This window comes from Candidatus Frankia alpina, from assembly GCF_902806485.1.
Lineage (GTDB): Bacteria > Actinomycetota > Actinomycetes > Frankiales > Frankiaceae > Frankia > Frankia alpina.
In genome coordinates, this window is the sequence record NZ_CADCWT010000090.1 from 1 (window position 1) to 16856 (window position 16856).

At 72.7% G+C, this 16856-nt stretch carries 14 protein-coding genes and 3 pseudogenes; 6 read left to right on the forward strand and 11 right to left on the reverse strand.

Features of this window, described 5'->3' with window-relative positions; genetic code table 11:
- Positions 1 to 17: 17 nt before the first annotated feature.
- From G6R25_RS11830 to G6R25_RS11855, 7 genes and pseudogenes are all read right to left on the reverse strand, one after another.
- Positions 18 to 1352, reverse strand: coding sequence for an NHL domain-containing protein (locus G6R25_RS11830; protein ID WP_163553014.1), 1335 nt, complete (start codon positions 1350 to 1352; stop codon positions 18 to 20).
- Positions 1353 to 1365: 13 nt separating this feature from the next.
- On the reverse strand, positions 1366 to 2073 hold the full coding sequence (locus tag G6R25_RS11835; protein ID WP_163553015.1) for a serine/threonine-protein kinase: 708 nt from the start codon (positions 2071 to 2073) through the stop codon (positions 1366 to 1368).
- A 40-nt stretch (positions 2074 to 2113) separates the two neighbouring features.
- A complete protein-coding gene (locus G6R25_RS26905; RefSeq protein ID WP_235948167.1) occupies positions 2114 to 3277 on the reverse strand; it encodes an NHL domain-containing protein in 1164 nt (387 codons plus the stop codon).
- Positions 3278 to 3581: 304 nt separating this feature from the next.
- Positions 3582 to 4284: pseudogene (locus tag G6R25_RS26910) on the reverse strand (serine/threonine-protein kinase); the annotation flags it as partial.
- 7 nt (positions 4285 to 4291) lie between these two features.
- On the reverse strand, positions 4292 to 5626 hold the full coding sequence (locus G6R25_RS11845) for an NHL domain-containing protein (RefSeq protein ID WP_163553016.1): 1335 nt from the start codon (positions 5624 to 5626) through the stop codon (positions 4292 to 4294).
- A gap of 20 nt (positions 5627 to 5646) precedes the next feature.
- A pseudogene (locus G6R25_RS30390) lies at positions 5647 to 6590 on the reverse strand (serine/threonine-protein kinase).
- 354 nt (positions 6591 to 6944) lie between these two features.
- On the reverse strand, positions 6945 to 7289 hold the full coding sequence (locus G6R25_RS11855) for an SDR family NAD(P)-dependent oxidoreductase (protein WP_163553017.1): 345 nt from the start codon (positions 7287 to 7289) through the stop codon (positions 6945 to 6947).
- 219 nt (positions 7290 to 7508) lie between these two features.
- Here G6R25_RS11855 and G6R25_RS11860 point away from each other — a divergent pair.
- Together G6R25_RS11860 and G6R25_RS11865 are read left to right on the forward strand one after the other, a co-directional pair.
- Positions 7509 to 7712, forward strand: a pseudogene (locus G6R25_RS11860) (IS6 family transposase); the annotation flags it as partial.
- Positions 7713 to 7948: 236 nt separating this feature from the next.
- Complete coding sequence (locus tag G6R25_RS11865; RefSeq protein WP_235948176.1) at positions 7949 to 8839, forward strand: hypothetical protein; 891 nt, start codon at positions 7949 to 7951, stop codon at positions 8837 to 8839.
- 72 nt (positions 8840 to 8911) lie between these two features.
- Here the strand turns inward: G6R25_RS11865 and G6R25_RS11870 are convergent, their stop codons facing one another.
- Positions 8912 to 9721 carry a siderophore-interacting protein gene (locus G6R25_RS11870; protein ID WP_136449142.1) on the reverse strand — a complete coding sequence of 270 codons (810 nt, stop codon included), beginning with the start codon at positions 9719 to 9721 and terminating at the stop codon, positions 8912 to 8914.
- 133 nt (positions 9722 to 9854) lie between these two features.
- On the opposite strand from G6R25_RS11870, the gene G6R25_RS11875 reads away from it, so the two are divergent.
- The 3 genes from G6R25_RS11875 to G6R25_RS11885 all read left to right on the forward strand — a co-directional run bounded on the left by G6R25_RS11875 (position 9855) and on the right by G6R25_RS11885 (position 12213).
- On the forward strand, positions 9855 to 10784 hold the full coding sequence (locus G6R25_RS11875) for an NAD(P)-dependent oxidoreductase (RefSeq protein ID WP_161983078.1): 930 nt from the start codon (positions 9855 to 9857) through the stop codon (positions 10782 to 10784).
- Between the two features lie 194 nt (positions 10785 to 10978).
- Positions 10979 to 11374 (forward strand): ATP-binding cassette domain-containing protein, encoded by a 396-nt coding sequence (locus G6R25_RS11880; RefSeq protein ID WP_205447068.1) that lies wholly within the window; start codon positions 10979 to 10981, stop codon positions 11372 to 11374.
- A complete protein-coding gene (locus G6R25_RS11885; RefSeq protein ID WP_136449706.1) occupies positions 11371 to 12213 on the forward strand; it encodes an ABC transporter permease in 843 nt (280 codons plus the stop codon). Before G6R25_RS11880 ends, G6R25_RS11885 begins: the two co-directional genes overlap by 4 nt.
- Positions 12214 to 12504: 291 nt before the next feature.
- On the opposite strand, the gene G6R25_RS11890 is transcribed toward G6R25_RS11885, so the two are convergent.
- The 3 genes from G6R25_RS11890 to G6R25_RS11900 form a co-directional block, all read right to left on the reverse strand.
- Positions 12505 to 13770, reverse strand: coding sequence for a FecCD family ABC transporter permease (locus tag G6R25_RS11890; RefSeq protein ID WP_163553018.1), 1266 nt, complete (start codon positions 13768 to 13770; stop codon positions 12505 to 12507).
- A gap of 3 nt (positions 13771 to 13773) precedes the next feature.
- The gene (locus tag G6R25_RS11895; RefSeq protein ID WP_163553019.1) at positions 13774 to 14748 is read right to left on the reverse strand and encodes an ABC transporter substrate-binding protein; all 975 of its coding nucleotides are present in this window, start codon (positions 14746 to 14748) and stop codon (positions 13774 to 13776) included.
- A gap of 318 nt (positions 14749 to 15066) precedes the next feature.
- A complete protein-coding gene (locus G6R25_RS11900; protein WP_235948178.1) occupies positions 15067 to 16392 on the reverse strand; it encodes an MFS transporter in 1326 nt (441 codons plus the stop codon).
- A 148-nt stretch (positions 16393 to 16540) separates the two neighbouring features.
- Between G6R25_RS11900 and G6R25_RS11905 the strand changes: the two genes are divergently transcribed.
- Positions 16541 to 16856 (forward strand): ArsR/SmtB family transcription factor (locus G6R25_RS11905; protein ID WP_163553020.1); only part of this gene is annotated, 316 nt, incomplete at its 3' end.

The following is a 16856-nucleotide window of genomic DNA, read 5'->3' on the forward strand; positions in this document are numbered from 1 at the left end:
CCAACACCACATTGATGTCACGCAAAGCGACAAAACGCTACCGGGAAAGGCTCAGTGACCGCGATGTAGAGGTTTCCGACCCGGTCCACCGCCACTCCGGTTGGGTTGTTCAGCATCGCGCGGGTGGCCGGGCCACCGTCGCCGGAGAATCCCTTGGCCCCGGTACCGGCGACCGTCGTGACGATGCTCCGGGAGTCGATGCGGCGGATCCGGTTGGCTTCCGAGTCGGCGATGTAGAGGTCGCCGGAACGGTCCGCGACGGCTGCGGAGGCGGCCTGCAGCCGGCCGGCGCTCGCCGGACCGCCGTCGCCGGACGGGCTTGGCGAGAGCCCGGTACCACGTTTGATCAGCGTGGTGATGATCCCGGCCCGATCGACCCGGCGGAGTCCGTCCAGCACGCAGATGTACAGGTTGCCGGCGACGTCGACGCTGAGGTTCTCGGTGGTCGTGAAGTTCAGCGCGGCCTGGATGGCCGGACCACCGTCGCCGGTGTCGGCGTCATCACCGGTGCCGACGATCGTGGTGACGGTCCCGTGGGTGTCCACTCGGCGGACGCGGTTGCTCTCATCCGAGATGTAGATGTTTCCGGCGGCATCGACCGCCACGCTGCCGGGCTGTTGGAAGGCTGCCTGCAGGGCCGGACCGCCGTCGCCGGAGGTACCGGTCTCGCCGCTGCCGGCGACAGTGCTCACGTAACCCCGCCGGTCGATCCGGCGGATCCGCGGATCGGCCTGATCGGCCAGGTACACGTCGCCGGCCGTGTCCACTGTCAGGTCCTTGAACTCGTTGATGGCGGCCACGCCGTCCGGGCCCGGGGGCGTGACACCGGCGTCGCCGACCGCCGCGGTGATCGTCGTCCCCGAACGCGGTGACGACGCGGAGCCACCCGGGATGACGAGATACGCGATCAGGCCCAGGACCATGGTGGCGGCCGTGGCCGCAATGGTGACCGCCAGCCGGCGCCGCCGCTGCCACCTGACGAGCCGCACTGCGGGCGGCGGCGTGACCGGGGCGGCGGCATCGGCCCCACCGGGCCGGAACCCACCCGGCCGGAAGGCCCCGGGCATTACCACGCCGAGCGGCACGGAGCCGGACGACGGCCCGGCCAGGGGGGACCGATCCGAGGCCGACGTCGGAACCGCGGTCGGAACCGCGGTCGGGAGAGAGGTCGGGCCGGCCAGGTCCCGGTCAGCCCGGGGCGGCGGCTCCTCCGCGAGATCGTCGACGACCCGCACGGTGACGCCGCAGCCGTGCAGCCACCGCGGGCCGAATGCGGCGCCGGCCGCCACAGCCAGCTCGCGGGCGAGGTCCAGGCCGGTCGGGTGGCGCGCGGCGGGATCCTTGGCCAGCACCCGCGCCACCACCTCACCGAGGACCGGCGGGACGGCGGGCAGCGGTGGCGGCTCGACCTCCAGATGTCAGCGGAACAGCTCGGATACCGGCAGGTCGCGGGGGAACATCGACTCGCCGCGCAGCAGCGAGCACCACGCCGAGCCCGTAGACGTCGGTGGCGGGGCTGAGCCAGCCGCGACGGATCTGTTCGGGGGCCATGTAGCGGGGAGTGCCGGCAAGCCGGCTGGCCTCGCCGGCCGTCCCCTCGAGGATCTTCGCGATGCCGAAGTCGGTGAGCTTCGGCAGGCCGGAGCCGGTGAACAGGATGTTGGCCGGTTTCGCGTCACGGTGCGCAATGCCGAACCGGTGGGCCTGTGACAGCGCGTGGGCCACCGCGAGCCCCACCGCGCACGCCGCCGGCGGGCTGAGCCGGCGCCGGTCCACCGGCCCACCGGGCAGCAGCTCCATCACCAGCAGGCACAGGTCGTCTCGGATGACGAAGTCGTGGATGCGGACGATGTGCGGATGGTCCAGCCGGCCCAACATCTGGGCCTCGGCGCGGAAGACGTCCACCGCCGCCGGGTCGGTGGCGGCCGTGGACAGCACCTTGATCGCGACCGGCCGGTCGAGGTCCCGGTGGTGCCCGGCCAGCACCAGCCCCGAACTGCCGGTGCCGAGCTGGCCGCCGATGGTGTAACCGGGCAGTGCGGCCCGTACCCGGTCGCGGTCGACGGCTACCACCGGCCCCCCTTACCCTTCCCCGCCGCCCGGCGCCGGACGCTCATCGGCGGTGGGCCACCTGGGATGCCGGCCCCAGCGCGATGGCCAGGATCCGCGAGCCGTTCACCTCGGACACCAACAGATATCCCCTGTAGAACAGGAGGTTCGAGGGATACTCGAGTGCGGCGTCGAGGGCCCGCTGGCCGTTCCCCGCGGTGCCATCCACCCCGGTACCGGCGATGGTCGTGATGATGCCGTGGGTGTCGATCCGCCGGATCCGGCTGACCTGGGGGTCCGCCAGGTAGATGTTGCCAGTGTCGTCGAGCGTCACCCCCGCGCCGATCGTGTGGATCGCCGCCCTGGTGGCCGGTCCGCCGTCGCCGGAGAACCCCATGGCGCCGGTGCCGGCGACGGTGGTGATGATCCCGTGGGTGTCGATCCGACGCACCCGGTTGCTACCCTGGTCAACCACGTACATGGTGCCCGCGGCGTCCACCGCGAGGCTCTCGGGCCATTGCAGCCGGGCGGCGGTCGCAGGGCCGCCGTCGCCGCCGAACCCCTCTCCGCCGGAACCGACGACCGTCGAGATGACCCCGGCGGTGTCGACCTTCCGGATCCGGTCGTTCGAGCCATCGCAGATGTACACGTTGCCGGCCCGGTCGACCCACAACGCGTTCGGCTCGTCGAGCTTGGCCTGCCGGGCGAGCACACCGTCGCCGGAGAATCCCCCGATCTTCGGGTCGTTCTCCCCGGAGAACCCGGGTGCCCCGGTGCCGGCGAAGGTGGTGATCACTCCGGCCGGGTTCACCCGCCGGACCCGCTGGTTGCCCTGGTCGGAGATGTAGATGTCGCCGGCGGCGTCGACGGCGATGCCCGCGGGATCGGCGAGCTCCGCCCGGATGGCCGGACCGCCGTCGCCGGTGAACCCCTTGATGCCGTTGCCGGCCACGGTCGTGATGACGCCGTCGCGGTCGACCCGGCGGACCCGCTGGTTGCTCTGGTCGACGATGTAGAGGTTGCCGGCGGCGTCGACGGCCATCGCGTCCGGCTTGTTCAGCCCGGCGCCGGCGGCCGAGCCGCCGTCGCCGGAGAACCCGTCGTTTCCCGTGCCGACGGCCCCCCCGATCTGCCCGACTGCCAGCGTCCTCGGTACCCAGGTCGGCAGCGGTTCGGCTCCGGAGCCGCCGGTGGCCGCGAACGTGATCCCGCCGGCGGCGGCCAGCACGACGACGACGGCGGCCGGGAGCCAGACCCGCCGGCGCGGCCGGCGACGGTGTGTCCGAGCCCCACCAGTCGACCCCGGTCCCGCCGGCGCCGGCGGGGATCCGGGACCGGCGTGGACGATGCCGGGTCGGCTCGCGCAGCTCGTCGGACAGGTGCAGGACGATCCCGGTGCCGGCGGCCCAGTCCCGGCCATACGCCTGGAGCGCGGCCAGCGCGAGCGCGTGGCCGAAGACCCGGGCGTTCGGCTGGCGCTGCTGCGGCTGTTTGGCCAGCGCCCGCATCACCACCCGGGCAACCGGTTCGGGCACCCCCGGCGGCGGTGCCGGCATGACCTCGCGGTGGTGGCGGAACAGGTCGGTGATGGACAGCCCCGGGCCGTACATCGGCCCCCCGGTGAGCTGCTCGTAGAGCAGCACCCCGAGCGAGTACAGGTCGGTCGCGGGGCTCAGCCGCCCGCCGAGGATCTGCTCGGGGGCCATGTACCGGCCGGTGCCCACCACCCGGCTGGCGGTGGATGCGGTGCCATCGAAGATCTTCGCGATGCCAAAGTCGGTGAGCTTCGGCTGACCGGTCACGGTGAACAGGACGTTGTCCGGTTTCACGTCCCGGTGCAGCACCCCGGCCTCGTGGGCGGCGACGAGCCCGTCGGCGACGGCCAGGGCGACGGCGCAGGCGGACTGCTGGCCGAGCTGCGCGGGTGAGGGTGCCACCGGAGAGCAGCTCCATCACCAGCCGGCAGAGGTCGCCGTGGTCGACGTAGTCGTAGATCTGCACGATGTGCGGATGTTCGAGCCGGCCCAGCAGCCGGGCCTCGGTGCGAAACCCGGCGGCCGCGTCGGGCCGGCCGGCGCCGCCGGCGGCGGTCGACAGCACCTTGACGGCGACGTCGCGGCCGAGGTCCAGATGCCGGCCGGCGAGGACCAGCCCGTAGCCGCCGGAACCCAGCTCCTCTCCCACCGTGTAGCCGGGCAGGGCGGCGATCACACGGTCACGGTCGATCACTGGCACGGGCTGTTCACCCTCTCGTGGACGCGGGCGTCGAGGGGAGGTGATGCGACGGCACCACCACCCGGACCCGCCTGGTGGCCCGGTCGGAGAAGAACACGTTGCCCTCGTGGTCGACGCCGACAGCGCCGTCCGGCCGGTCCAGCTCGGCGTTGCCCGCCGGGCCGCCGTCCCCGGCGGAGCCGGAGCGGGCGGAGCCGGAGCGGGCGGAGCCGGAGCGGGCGGAGCCGGCGAGGGTGGTGATGATGCCGTGGGTGTCGACCCGGCGGATGCGGGAGTTGTCGGCGATGTAGACGTCGCCCGCGGCGTCCGCGGCGACGCCGAACGGGAGGTCGAGCAGGGCCTCCGTCGCCGGGCCGCCGTCGCCGAACGAACCCCGGCCGCTGGACCCGGCGAAGGTGCTGATGATGCCGTGGGCGTCGACCTTGCGGATCCGGTTCTCGCCCTGGTCGGCGATGAACAGATCACCGGCGTCGTCCGTGGCGACCGCGGTCGGGTAGGACAACGGGGCCTCGATCGCCGGGCCGCCGTCGCCGGCGCCGGAGTAGCCGACGGGGTCGCCGACGACGAAGTGGTCCTTGATCCCGGCGACGGTGGTGATGATCCCCCGCGGGTCGACCCGGCGGATGCGGGGGTTGAACGTGTCGGCGATGTAGAGGACGCCGCGGTTGTCCAGCGCGATCCCCGCTGGCTGGTTGAGTTCGGCGGTGACGGCCGGGCCGCCGTCACCGGAGAACCCCGCGACGCCGGTGCCGGCGACGGTCGTGATGACCCCGGCGGCGTTGATCCGCATCACCCGGCTGCTGCCGAAGTCGGCGAAGTACAGGTTGCCGAACGTGTCGGCGGTGAGGCCGAACGGATCACCGAGACTGGTCTGCAGCGCGAGCGCGCCGTCGACGGGGCTGCCCTTGGCCCCGGTGCCGGCAACCGGCAGGATCCGGGCTCCCGGATCGCTGCTGACCTGCGGTGATCTTGGCGTCGGGAGTGGTCCGGAGACCGTCGGCCGCGACACCGACGACGAGGAATCGCCCCAGGTCAGATAGAGGCTCGTCGCCGCGGCCAAGGCCAGCACGCCGGTGGCGGCCGCCGCCGACCGGCGCCATCGGCGGCGTACGCGCGTCGGCGTGCCGGCGCGGGACACCTCGCCCGCCGACCCGTCGGACTCCGAACCACCGGACTCCGAACCACCGGATTCCGAACCGTCGGCTCCCGCATCGCCCGGGCCCGCACCGCCCGGCTGGGGAGGAGATGCCAGGACGCCTGTCGGGCCGAGGTCGCAGCCGTCACCCGACTCGGCCCCGTACCAGGGCACCACCGCCGACCCACCCGGGCCGTACGCCGGCATCGGTGTCCCCACCCGCCGGGTCAGTTCGGCATCCGCCGTGACCCCGGCCGCCACGGTGGTCGCGGGCCCCGCGGCGGTCGCCGTCGCGGGGGATCCCCGACGTCCTCGATGATCCGAACGATGACGCCGGCGCGGTGCAGCCAGCCGGGCCCGTACACGACCCGGGCGGCGGCGGCGAGGTCGGCGGCGAAGGCGCGGGCGGACGGGGGCCGGGCCGCCGGATCCTTCGCCAGGGCGCGCAGCACCACCCGGCCGATCGGCTCGGGCACGGCGACGGGAACCGGCGCCGGCACCTCGCAGTGGTGGCGGAACAGCTCCGGGACCGACAGCTCCGGCGGGAACAGCAGGCCGCCGGTCATCAGCTCGTACAGGGTCACGCCGAGGGCGTACAGGTCGGTCGCCGGGCCGAGCGCGGCCTCGCGGATCTGCTCGGGGGCCATGTACCGGGGGTGCCGATGACGCCGCGGGCGACGGTCGCCGGGTCGTCGAACATCCTGGCGATACCGAAGTCGGTCAGCTTGGGCTGGCTGGCGGTGGTGAACAGGATGTTGTCCGGCTTGATGTCCCGGTGCAGCACGCCGAGCCCGTGCGCCTGCACGAGCGCGTCCGCGACGGCGAGGCCGACCGCGCAGGCGTCGGGCCCGGACAGGTGCTGGCGGGTCAGGCTGCCGCCGGAGAGCAGCTCCATCACCAGCAGGCGGACGTCGCCGCGCGAGACGAAGTCATAGACCCGGGCGATGTGCGGATGGTCAAGCCGGCTCAGCAGGCGGCCCTCGGTGCGGAAGTCCTCCGTTGCGCTCTCCCCGTGGGCCGCCCGCAGCGAGAGGATCTTGATGGCGACGTCGCGGTTGAGCGGATGGTGATGCCCGGCGAGCACCCGGCCGTACCCGCCCATCCCAAGTTCCCGACCGACGGTGTAGTCGGGCAGCGTGGCGATGATGCTGTCACGGTCGACTGCCGGCATGTCCCCTCCTCGATCGCGTCCCCAGCACCACGTCGTCCATGCCCGGCGCACGCTGACCCGCGCGATGTCGCGCCCACTTGCCGCCGGTACCCACCGAGAGCGGACCACACCATGACACAACGGATCTCCGCGCGCGGGACGCTTGTCGCCTGTTTGCCACCCCCCACGCGTGCCTGCGGCCGGCCGCCGGTGGGACGGGCGGCGATGGCGCCGTGATGCCGCCACCAATCGGCACGCGGTCAGATGTCTCCTCGCGGTTCTCGCCGGAGACCTCGACGTCTCGCTCGCCGTCCATCAGATCCTGGACGTACCGCGCGTTGGCCCGGCCCGGGACGGAGTTCGCAGCCCGGTCGATCAGACCCGCTTGGCCAACTCCGGATAGATCGCCGCCACCCCACCGGACAGCCCGGCCAGCAACTGCACGCTGGTCTCGTCCACCAGGATCTCGAACGCCCCGGCCTGCACACCGTCCAGCGTGATCTTCGCGGCGAACGCCGCGTACGGTGCGATGGCCGGCGCACTGGACCAGGACGCCGCGGACAGGATGTTGACCACGGCACCGGTCCCGGCCGCCGCCAGCTGCGGCGCGAACGCCCGCGTCACCTCCAAGGTGCCGAAGTACTGCACGTCCATCTGCGCCCGGATGCCCGGGATCGACCCCGACTCCACCGACGCCGGAGTCCGGGCCCCGACGTACACCTCCGTGTACGCCTTCAGCCGCGCCCGCGCCCGCGCCCAACCTCCCGGCCGCTACCGGATCACCTCCCGGCAACCGACCCTTACCGGGGCCCGCACCAGCTCCGGCTGACCGACAACGCCCACAAGAAGTCCTGCCCGAACACCGGACCCGCTCCGTCGTGCTGCACCATCGGGCCCACCACCACCACGAACGGATCGGCGTCCCACAGGGCTTCGCCGCTGTCGGAGTTCGCCGGGTTCCGGTTCCCGCCGGAGGTGATCGTGTTGGCGGTCCGCTGGTACCTGCGGTTCGCCCTGTCCTACCGGGATGTCGAGGAGCTGCTCGCCGAACGCGGCGTCGAGGTCGACCACGTCACGATCTATCGGTGGGGGCAGCGTTTCACCCCGCTGCTGGCCGACGCGGCCCGGCTGTGCCGGCACCGTCGTCGCCCGCGACCCGGGCAAGATCTCCGTCGGCGACCGCGCGCGGCCGACCGTCATCACCGGGGAAGGTCCGCGCCGACCCGCCCGAGTGGGAGGCCGTGGTCAACCCGCGGCAGAGGCCGGCGCTGCTGTCCATGAAGTCGGGCCGGCCTCCACCGGCCCGGTCGGCGTCGGTAAAATCGGCCGGCGCGCCAACCCGGACGACCTCCGCGTCGGACGCAGGAGCCGCCGTCAACATGGCCCCCGAGGGGAACAACATGTCGGAGAACTGGAGCGGACGGCAGGCGCCGCCGGTCAGCGGCGGCCCGGGAGGGCACGACCGTCCGGGTCGCCCTGCGCCCACCGGATTCCCCGCGCCCACCGGAGTTCACCCGCCCACCGGACCCGCCCGGCCCGCCGAGCCCGGCGGTGGCTGCCTGTACGAGATTGTGCGGTGGCCGGCGCGGTTGATCGCTCTGGTGGTGGTGGTCCCGCTGCGCCTGCTGTGGGAACTGCTGCGCATCCTCGTGCGAGGGCTACGTCGCCTGCTCTGGGACTGGCTGCTCAGGCCGGTGATCCTCGGGCTGAAGCTGCTTGTCTGGGACTGGCTCCTTGTCCCCGTCGGCCGATTCCTGTGGCGTTGGGCGCTGCGACCGACCGGGATCGCCATTAGGTTCCTGTGCCGCTATCTCCTGCTGATCCCGTTGACGTTCCTGCTGACCTACCTCGTCGTGCTACCGCTGCAATGGTTGTACCGGCGGGTGTTGTGGCCGGTGGGCCGGGCGTTGGCGGCGGCGGTGCAGCTCCTGCTCGTACGGCCGGTCGGATGGCTGTGGCGCACCTTCGCCGTGCCGGCGGGCCGCCTGGTCGGCCGCGTCGTCGCCGATGCCCTGCGGTTCGCCGGGCGGGCGGCCGCGGCTGTCGTCCGCGGCATTGCGGCGGTGCTGCATCTCCTCGTCGTACGGCCGGTCGGATGGCTGTGGCGCACCCTCGTGGTACCCATCGGGCGGGCCGGCCGGGCGGTGTGGAGAACGCTCGTGGTCGAGCCCGTCCGCTGGGTCGGCCGCACCCTGTGGCGGCCCATAGCGATCACCACCCGCGACGTGATGAGGGCGCTGTTCGGTGGCGGCCCGGCGCCGCGCCGTTGACAGCCGGCGTTCATCCGGCTTCGGTCAGGGCCTGGGCGAACGACGGGCCGGGCCGGCACCATGAGAGCCAGCTCAGGCCGCGGGAGACGCCACGCTGTTCGGCGCTGCCGGGTAGCGCCAGTATCCGCAGAAGGAGATGTCCTCCTTCGGCATGGCGCGCTCGGTCACGAGGAACCGGCGCAGGCCGGTGACCATCACCGACTCGCCGACGACGAACGCATAGGCACGCCCCTTGGGCGGGTCCAGCGCGGCGACCGCGGCCCGCACGAGGCCGCCCGGCCGGGCGTGCGGGTCGTCGCGGCTGAGCCAGTGCAGGTGTACCCCCACCGGCGCGTCGATCTCCTGGCCATCGTCGGGCGCGGGTACCTCGAGGAACGCCTCGCCCCGTGCGTCACAGATGCCCGCGACGGCCGGCAGGCCGCTCTCGTCGCAGACGAGCAAGGTCCACTCGACGTCGGGCGACGGGGTGTACATGATCCCCTCATCGAGGATCGCCACCGGGTCGCCGGGACGCGCGTGCCCGGCCCAGGCCGATGCCACTGCGCCGTCGTGGGTCATCACGTCGATGTCCAGCTCCGCCGAGTCCGCCCGGAAGGCGCGCACCGTGTAGTTGCGCATCACGGGCCGGGCGGCCTTCGACATCGACAGGTACTGCACGTACCCCGACAGGCCGGCCCGGTCCGGTCGGCGGAGCCCTTGCTGGCCCTCGCGAGGGATGTACAACCGGAACCACTGGTCGAACCCCATCGGTTGGAACCGGCGCAGGTCCTCGCCACCGATGGTGATCCGGACGGCATGCGGGGTGATCCGCCGGGCGTTCACGACCTCCGCGCCGAGGATCTCCCGCTCCGCCGGCTTCTTTAACCTGCTGTGGCTGGCCATCGAGTGTGGTCCCTCCGCACCTGAGGCCCGAGTGCCGAGGCACGCGGGCAACGACGTGACCAACCCGGAAGAGGTGGTCCATCTTGTTTGGTTAGGTTAACCTAAGTCGCCTCGGATGGATATGGGAGGTGCGGTGAAGACTGGGTTCGTCGGACTCGGCACGATGGGACGACCCATGGCCAGGCGACTGCTGGCCGCGGGGCATGAGCTGGCGTGCGCGTCCCGGTCCTCCGGGCCCGTACGCGAGCTTGCCGCCCTCGGAGCCGAGCCGCAGCCGACCGCCGCCGACGTCGTGGCGCGATCAGAGATCACCTTCCTGTGCCTGCCGGACGACGAGGCGGTCCGCTCGGTCGTCGGGGCGTGCCTCCCGGTCGTGCGCGGCCGCACGATCGTCGACCATTCGACCGTCGGCCCCGACACGGAGATGGATCTGGGCCGGCTCGTCCGCGAGGCGGGCGGCCACTACCTCGACGCGCCGGTCTCGGGCGGCCCGCAGGGCGCCGAGGTCGGCACGCTCGCCGTCATGGTCGGCGGCGGCGCGGGCGTGTTCGAGACCGTGCAGCCGGTCATCGACGCCTACGCCGGCTACGTCGTGCTCGCCGGCTACGTCGGCGCTGGTCAGGTCGTCAAGCTCTGCAACCAGGTGCTGGTGTGCGCCCAGCTGCTCACCCTCGCCGAGTGCGCCGAGCTGGCTCATCGCTCTGGGGTGGACCCCCAGGCACTGCACGACGCGCTCGGCCATTCCACCGGCGACAGCTTCGTCGTGCGCTCCCGATTCCCGAGTCCCGGGGTAGCGCCGCACAGTCCGGCGTCCAACGACTGGCGGCCCGACTTCACGACCGCCCTGATGCACAAGGACATCGATCTCGCCTGGGCGCACGGCAACCGGGTCGGCGCCCCACCGCGCTCGGCGCTGCGCGTCCTCGACCTGCTGACGGAGAACATCCGGGCCGGCAACGCCGGGCTCGACTTCTCCTCCTTCGCGACGCTGGTGCCGGCCCGCCCCGGGCAGGAGACGTACGGATCGCCGCTGGCCGCACTCCCGACCACCGCTGATCGCTGATCGCTGACCGCCGCTGACGTCTGACTACCGCTGATCGGCATGCTCTGGCGCGCTCCCGGCCATCGAGGCCGGCCGCGGCCATTCCCCGATCCCGATGGCTGCGCGCGAGCGGGATCACCATCCTGCTCACCACCCAGTACCTCGAGGAGGCGGACGAGCTCGCCGACCGCGTCACCATCATCGACCGGGGCCGCGTGGTCGCCGAGGGCACGGCCGAACAGCTCAAGCGGCGCGTCGGCGGCGCGGTGTGCCACATCGCCGTCGCCGACCCCGCCGATCGTCAGCTGGTCTCCCAGGCGCTCGCGTCCCTCGGCCCCGTGAGCCTGCTGGCCAACGGGGTGAGCCTGCCCGCCACCGGCCCCGAGACGCTGGTCGCCGTGGTAAGCGAGCTCGACGAGGCACGCCACCGCGGGCTCCCCATCGCGCGGATCGACGACCTCGGCCTGCGCCGTCCGACCCTGGACGACGTGTTCCTGGCGCTGACCGGGCATCCGGTCACCCCGGACGCCCGGACCGACGACGAGGAGACCGCCCGGACCGGCGGCGACGCCGGGCAGCCCGCGCGGCCCGCCGCCGGGGTGGCCTCGTGACCGTGGCCACCCCGGCTACCGCCGCGTCCGTGACCCTGCAGGGGCCGCCGCCGCGGGGAATCGCGGGCGCGCGGCCCCGGCCGGCGCTGGCCACCGACGTCGCGGTGCTCGCCGAGCGGCACCTGCGCCTGATGAGCCGCCGCCCATCGTCGATCATCAGCGCCATCGTGCTGCCGCTGGTGTTTGCGCTGCTGTTCTTCACCGTGTTCAGCCGGGTGATGCGGCGCGGGGGCATCGACTACATCGACTATTTGCTGCCCGCCGTCGTCATCCAGGCGGTGTTCTTCACCGGGATGTCGAGTGCCATCCTCGCCGCCGAGGACGCGCTGGGTGGCACGCTGTGCCGGCTGCGGACCATGTCCGTCAGCCGGCCAGCGCCCGCGCTCGGGCTGCTCGCGGCCGAGCTCACCCGCTCGCTGCTCTCGCTCGGCGTGCTGTTGGCGATCGGTGCCGCGCTGGGCTTCCGGTTCCACGGTGGACCGTGGAAGGCGCTCGGCTTCCCGGTCGTCATGCTGGCGTTCGCCACCGCGCTGGTCACCTGCTTCATCGCGCTGGGGCTCGCGATCCGGCGGCTGGAGGCCGTGGCGACCACGACGAACCTGATCTACTTCCCGTTCATGCTGCTGTCCAGCGCGTTCACGCCGGCCGCCGCGTTCCCTTCGTGGCTGCGCCCGCTCGTCGAGCAGCAGCCGGTGAGCCGTGTCGCCGACGCGCTGCGGGTGCTGATCGCGCACGACGCGGCCCTCGCGCGGCCGCTGCTCATCGCGGGAGTGTGGCTGCTCGGGCTGGCCGCCCTCGGCATGCTGGGCGTGAGCAGGGCGATCGGGAGAGCCGCATGAACACCGCCGCGCTCCTTCGCCCCACCCCGATGGGCGACTGTCTGGTCATGGCCGGACGCGCGCTGCGGCTGACGCTGCGTGACCCCGTGACCTTCGTGCTGGCGGCGTTCTTCCCCTTGATCCTCCTGCTGCTGATGACGGCAAGCTTCGCCAAGATCGTCTACCCGGGTGTCGGGTACGACGGCTACGTGGACGTCAGCCTGCCGCTGTTCGTCCTCATGGGCATGTCGACCTCGCCCAGCGAGAGCGAGACACACAGCACGCAGAAGCACAGCGCGGCCAGCGCGAGTATCACGCCCGCCTGGCGCGCGTCGCGCACCCGCCGTGCCCGGACGACGGCCGCCCGCGCCGCCGCGTCCCGCTGTGCCGTGGACGCGAGCTCCGGGGTGGCCTGGGAGGGCAGGGCGCTCGCAGCTCGGCCATCCGCTGGCGGCGGACGAGGGTGATGAGGAACGGGCCGCCCAGGAACGCCAGCACGACACCCACCTGCAGCTCACCGGGCCGGGCGAGCACCCGCCCGAGCACGTCCGACCCGAGTAGCAGGATCGGGGCGATCAGCGCCGCGTACGGGAGGATCCAGCGGTGGTCCGGCCCGGTGACGGGCCGGGCGAGGTGCGGCGCGAGCAGGCCGATGAACCAGATCGGCCCGGCGATGGAGGTTGCGGTGGCGCACAGCACGACGGCCAGGCCGCTGACGGCCGCGCGCGCCGCTCCCACCCGTTGCCCGAGCCCACGCGCGACCTCGTCGCCGAGGGTCAGCGCGTTGAGCAGCCGCCCGGTACACAGCGCGGGCAACGCCACGACGGCGACGAACGGGGCCAGCTCGACGACCACCTCCGAGCGCCGGCCGGCGAGCGAGCCGACGCTCCAGAACCTGTACTGGTCGAACGTCGCGGTGTCGGCCAGCAGCACGGCCGTCGTCGCCGAGGCCATCGCGGCCTGCACGGCCGCGCCGGCGAGCGCGAGCTTGACCGGCGTCGCGCCTCCGCCACCGACCGCGCCGATCGCGTAGACGAGCACGGCGACGGCAAGCCCACCGGCGAACGCGAACCACACATAGCCGAGGGCCGAGGCGATCCCGCCGAGGCTGATCGCGCACACGACCGCGAACGCCGCGCCGCCGTTGACCCCGAGCAGCCCCGGGTCCGCCAGCGGGTTGCGGGTGACCGCCTGCATGATCGTGCCGGACAGCCCCAGCGCCACGCCGACCAGCAGGCCGGCGGACAGCCGCGGGATCCGGTTGATGACCACCTCATGGTCGCTGTTGCCCGGCTGCTGGTGGCGCAGCGCGTCGAGGATGTCGCCGAGGCCGACAGGCCGCGCGCCGACCCCGACCGCGAGCAGCGACACCGCCAGCAGCAGGACGACGAGCCCGATGAGCCCGAGCACCAGGCGTCCTCGACGCCGTGACACCGCCGGCGTCGCCCCGGCCGCGCGGGCCGGGGCTGACGGGTCGGGTGAGCGGTCCGCCCCGGCCGGCGTCACCGGCGGCGGGGCCGCGACGGTGACATCGGCCGACGTGGCGGGCGTCGCCGACGGCGGCACTGTCGGGGCCATCGCTCAGGCTCCGACCTTGCCCGCGGCCTTGTCGAGGTACGGCCGCAGCCGATCGAGCGCGTACGGGATCGACAGTGGCGACGGGGTGTTCAGGCTGGAGATCGTCGCGTAGTCGAGGACGGCCACCGTTCCCGGAAGCTGGTCGAAGCCCGGGACGTCGTTGAGGTCGCTCGCGTCGCCGCCGTTGATGAGGAAGGCCAGCAGGTCGGCGCGCTCGGTGCTGACCTTCACCCTCGTCGTACCGGTGCGCTTGGCCTCGTCGAGTACCGGCTGGTAGATCTTCATGCCGAACTGTTCGAAGAACCGGCTGGAGCCGTCGTTCGGGTCGCCGACGACGTACATGGCATCGCCGACGATGTACTGAGCCAGGGTGAACGACTTGCCCTTGAGCTGGGGTAGCTCCTTGGCCGCTGCCGCTGCCGCCACCGGCGCGTCGGCCGCGGAGATGACCTGGTCGGCCTTCGCGGTGTCGTTGAAGATCTTCCCGGTGGTGCGGGTGAGGTCCTGCCAGGCCGGCACCTGGTCGTTCGGCGGCCCGGCGATGGTCGGCACGCCGGCGGAGAGCAGCTTGTAGGTCTCCTCGTCCCGGATCGCGTAGGCCGCGACAACGAGGTCCGGATGCATCGCGAGGATCTTCTCGACCGGCAGCCCGTCGGTCGCCGGGATCTTCGTGGCGTCCGCGGGCAGCTTCTCCCACGGGACACCGGCCGCCGGCATCCCCGGGTCGACCGCGTACGCGATCGGCTTGACCCCCATCGCGAGCATCACGTCGGTCCACTGCAGGTCGAGGGTGACGATCCGCTTCGGGACGGTTTTGATCGTGGTACTGCCGTATGCGTGCCGGACAGCGACCGGGGTGGACAGGGTCTGCGTGGCGGCCGGGGCGGCGGGCGCCTTGTCGTCGCTATCGGAACCACAGGCAGCGGCGGCGCCAGCGACGAGAACCGTCGCGACCAGCGCCAGGACCGTGCGTGACAATCGACTGCACCTAAATATAAAGTTGGCTTTACTTTAGCCATCTGTCGATCGTCATCCAGTCGGCGACGTGGCGTCCGTCACATTTCGTGCGGAAGCGCCGCACGCGCGCCCGCCGCAGTCGGCCCGCGCACCGCGCGTCACCCCAGGTCCCAGCATGAAATGGCAAGCTTTGCCTTACCTAATATGTAAGGCGCCACGCCGCCGGAGTGCGTCAGCTCGGCCAGCCGCACGGGCCCGAGCGGGGCAGCTGGCCGGCCGGAGGCGCAATCGACAGCCGTCCTCGGTGTGCGTCGACCACAGCCTGCTCACCGTCCGGATTCACGCTGGCGAGCGGTGCATGCGGCTGCAGCCCCGGCGGCCGCGGAAGGGGTTGAGCCCACCTGCGGTCCCGGCTGCCCGGGCGCTGGTCCTGCTGGCGTTGGGCCCGTCGGCGGCGTTGTGGCCACTGGTGTGGCGGTGGTTCGGGGTCGTCGTTCCGGGGCCGGTGGTGGCGATGAGGGCGAGTCCTGCTGCGGCGAGTACGGCGGCCGTGGCCGGAATCGTGGACGCCCCGGCCAGGTCGAGGGTCACGCCGCCGAGCGCGGCGCCGAGGGCGCTGCCGAGGTAGATCGCTGATCCGTTGAGCCCGAGGGCGACGGTGGCGACGTCCGGGGCGACGACGAAAAGCCGGTGCTGCTGCGGCGTGATCGAGAGTCCCTGGAAGGCGCCGACGGCGAGGAGGACGGCCAGCGCCGCGCCGTACTCCTCGCGCGCCGGTATCAGCACGGCGAACGACCCGGCGAGCCCGGCGACCGCGACCAGCAGCGCTCCCAGCGCGCCGCGACTGTCGACCAGGCGTCCCACCAGCCGGTTTCCGGTCAGGCTGCCCAGCCCGAACGCGAGCAGCATCACCACGAGCCGGCCATCGGTGTTGGCCATGCCCAGGACGACCGGCAGATAGGAGATCAGCAGGAGCGGCGGCGCGACCACCGCGACCGTCGCGAGCAGAACCATGAGCACCGAGGGCCGGGTCAGCACGCCCAGCCGGATGCGCATGCTCGTCGGCGGGACGTGGGTCCGGGGCAGCAGGGGCACGCAGAACGCGGTGAGCGCCGCGAGCGCCGTGATGACCCACAGCACCGCCCGCCAGCCGAACCACTGCCCGACCAGGACGCCGAAGGGAACCCCGAGCACCGTCGAGAGCGAGGTCCCCGCGGTGACCGCGACCAGCGCGCGGCCGCGCCGCGCGCCGCCGGCGAGCATGCCGGCCATGACGTAGGCGTTGGACTGGAACGCCGCGGCACCGAGGGCCGCGGCGGCCCGACCGGCGGCCATCACGGCGTAGGAGGGGGCGAGCGCCTGGCCGGCCATCCCGAGAAGAAACAAGGCCAGCCCGCCGCCGAGCAGCAGGCGCCGGTCCCAGCGGCCGGTGAGGGTCGCGAGCACCGGCGACCCGACCGCGTAGGCGATGGAGAAGATCGTGGTGAGCTGGCCGGCGGTGGACACGCTCACGGACAGGTCGTCAGCAATCGCGGGCAGCAGGCCGGCGAGCACGAACCCGTCGACGCCCAGCGTGAACGTGCCGGCCGCCAGCACCCCGAGCTGCCAGCCGCGCAGTCCGTCCTCGCCCCGGCGCTCGTCGTTCGATGCTTGTCGAATCGTCACAGTGCGAGGCTAGGGGTACGTTCGATGGGTGTCAAAGCATCGGGATCGGCGAAGCGACCGGCTGGGCGGTCGACGAGGTGGTCGGCGAACCGGCCGGCTGGGCGACCGGCCGGGTGACCGGCTGAGAGGCTGAGCCGGGCAGCCCGCCGTGTCTCGACAGCTCCCGCAGCCGAGCTGTGACTCGATCAACCTGGTAACGCTCCTTGCCGCCCTGGCCGACCCGGTCCGACTCACGCTGATGCAGGCGATGTACTCCCGGACCGGCCCGGTCGACTGCTCCGTGATCGCCGAGGGGGTCGAGGTCAGCGCCCCGACCGTCTCCCACCACTACCGCGTGCTGCGCGAGGCCGGCCTGACCACGACCACGGTCGAGGGTCGCCGCCGCGTCGTCACCATCCGCTACGAAGACCTCGACGTCTGCTTCCCCGGCCTCCTCGCCGCCGTCCTCGCCCCGACCGTCAAGA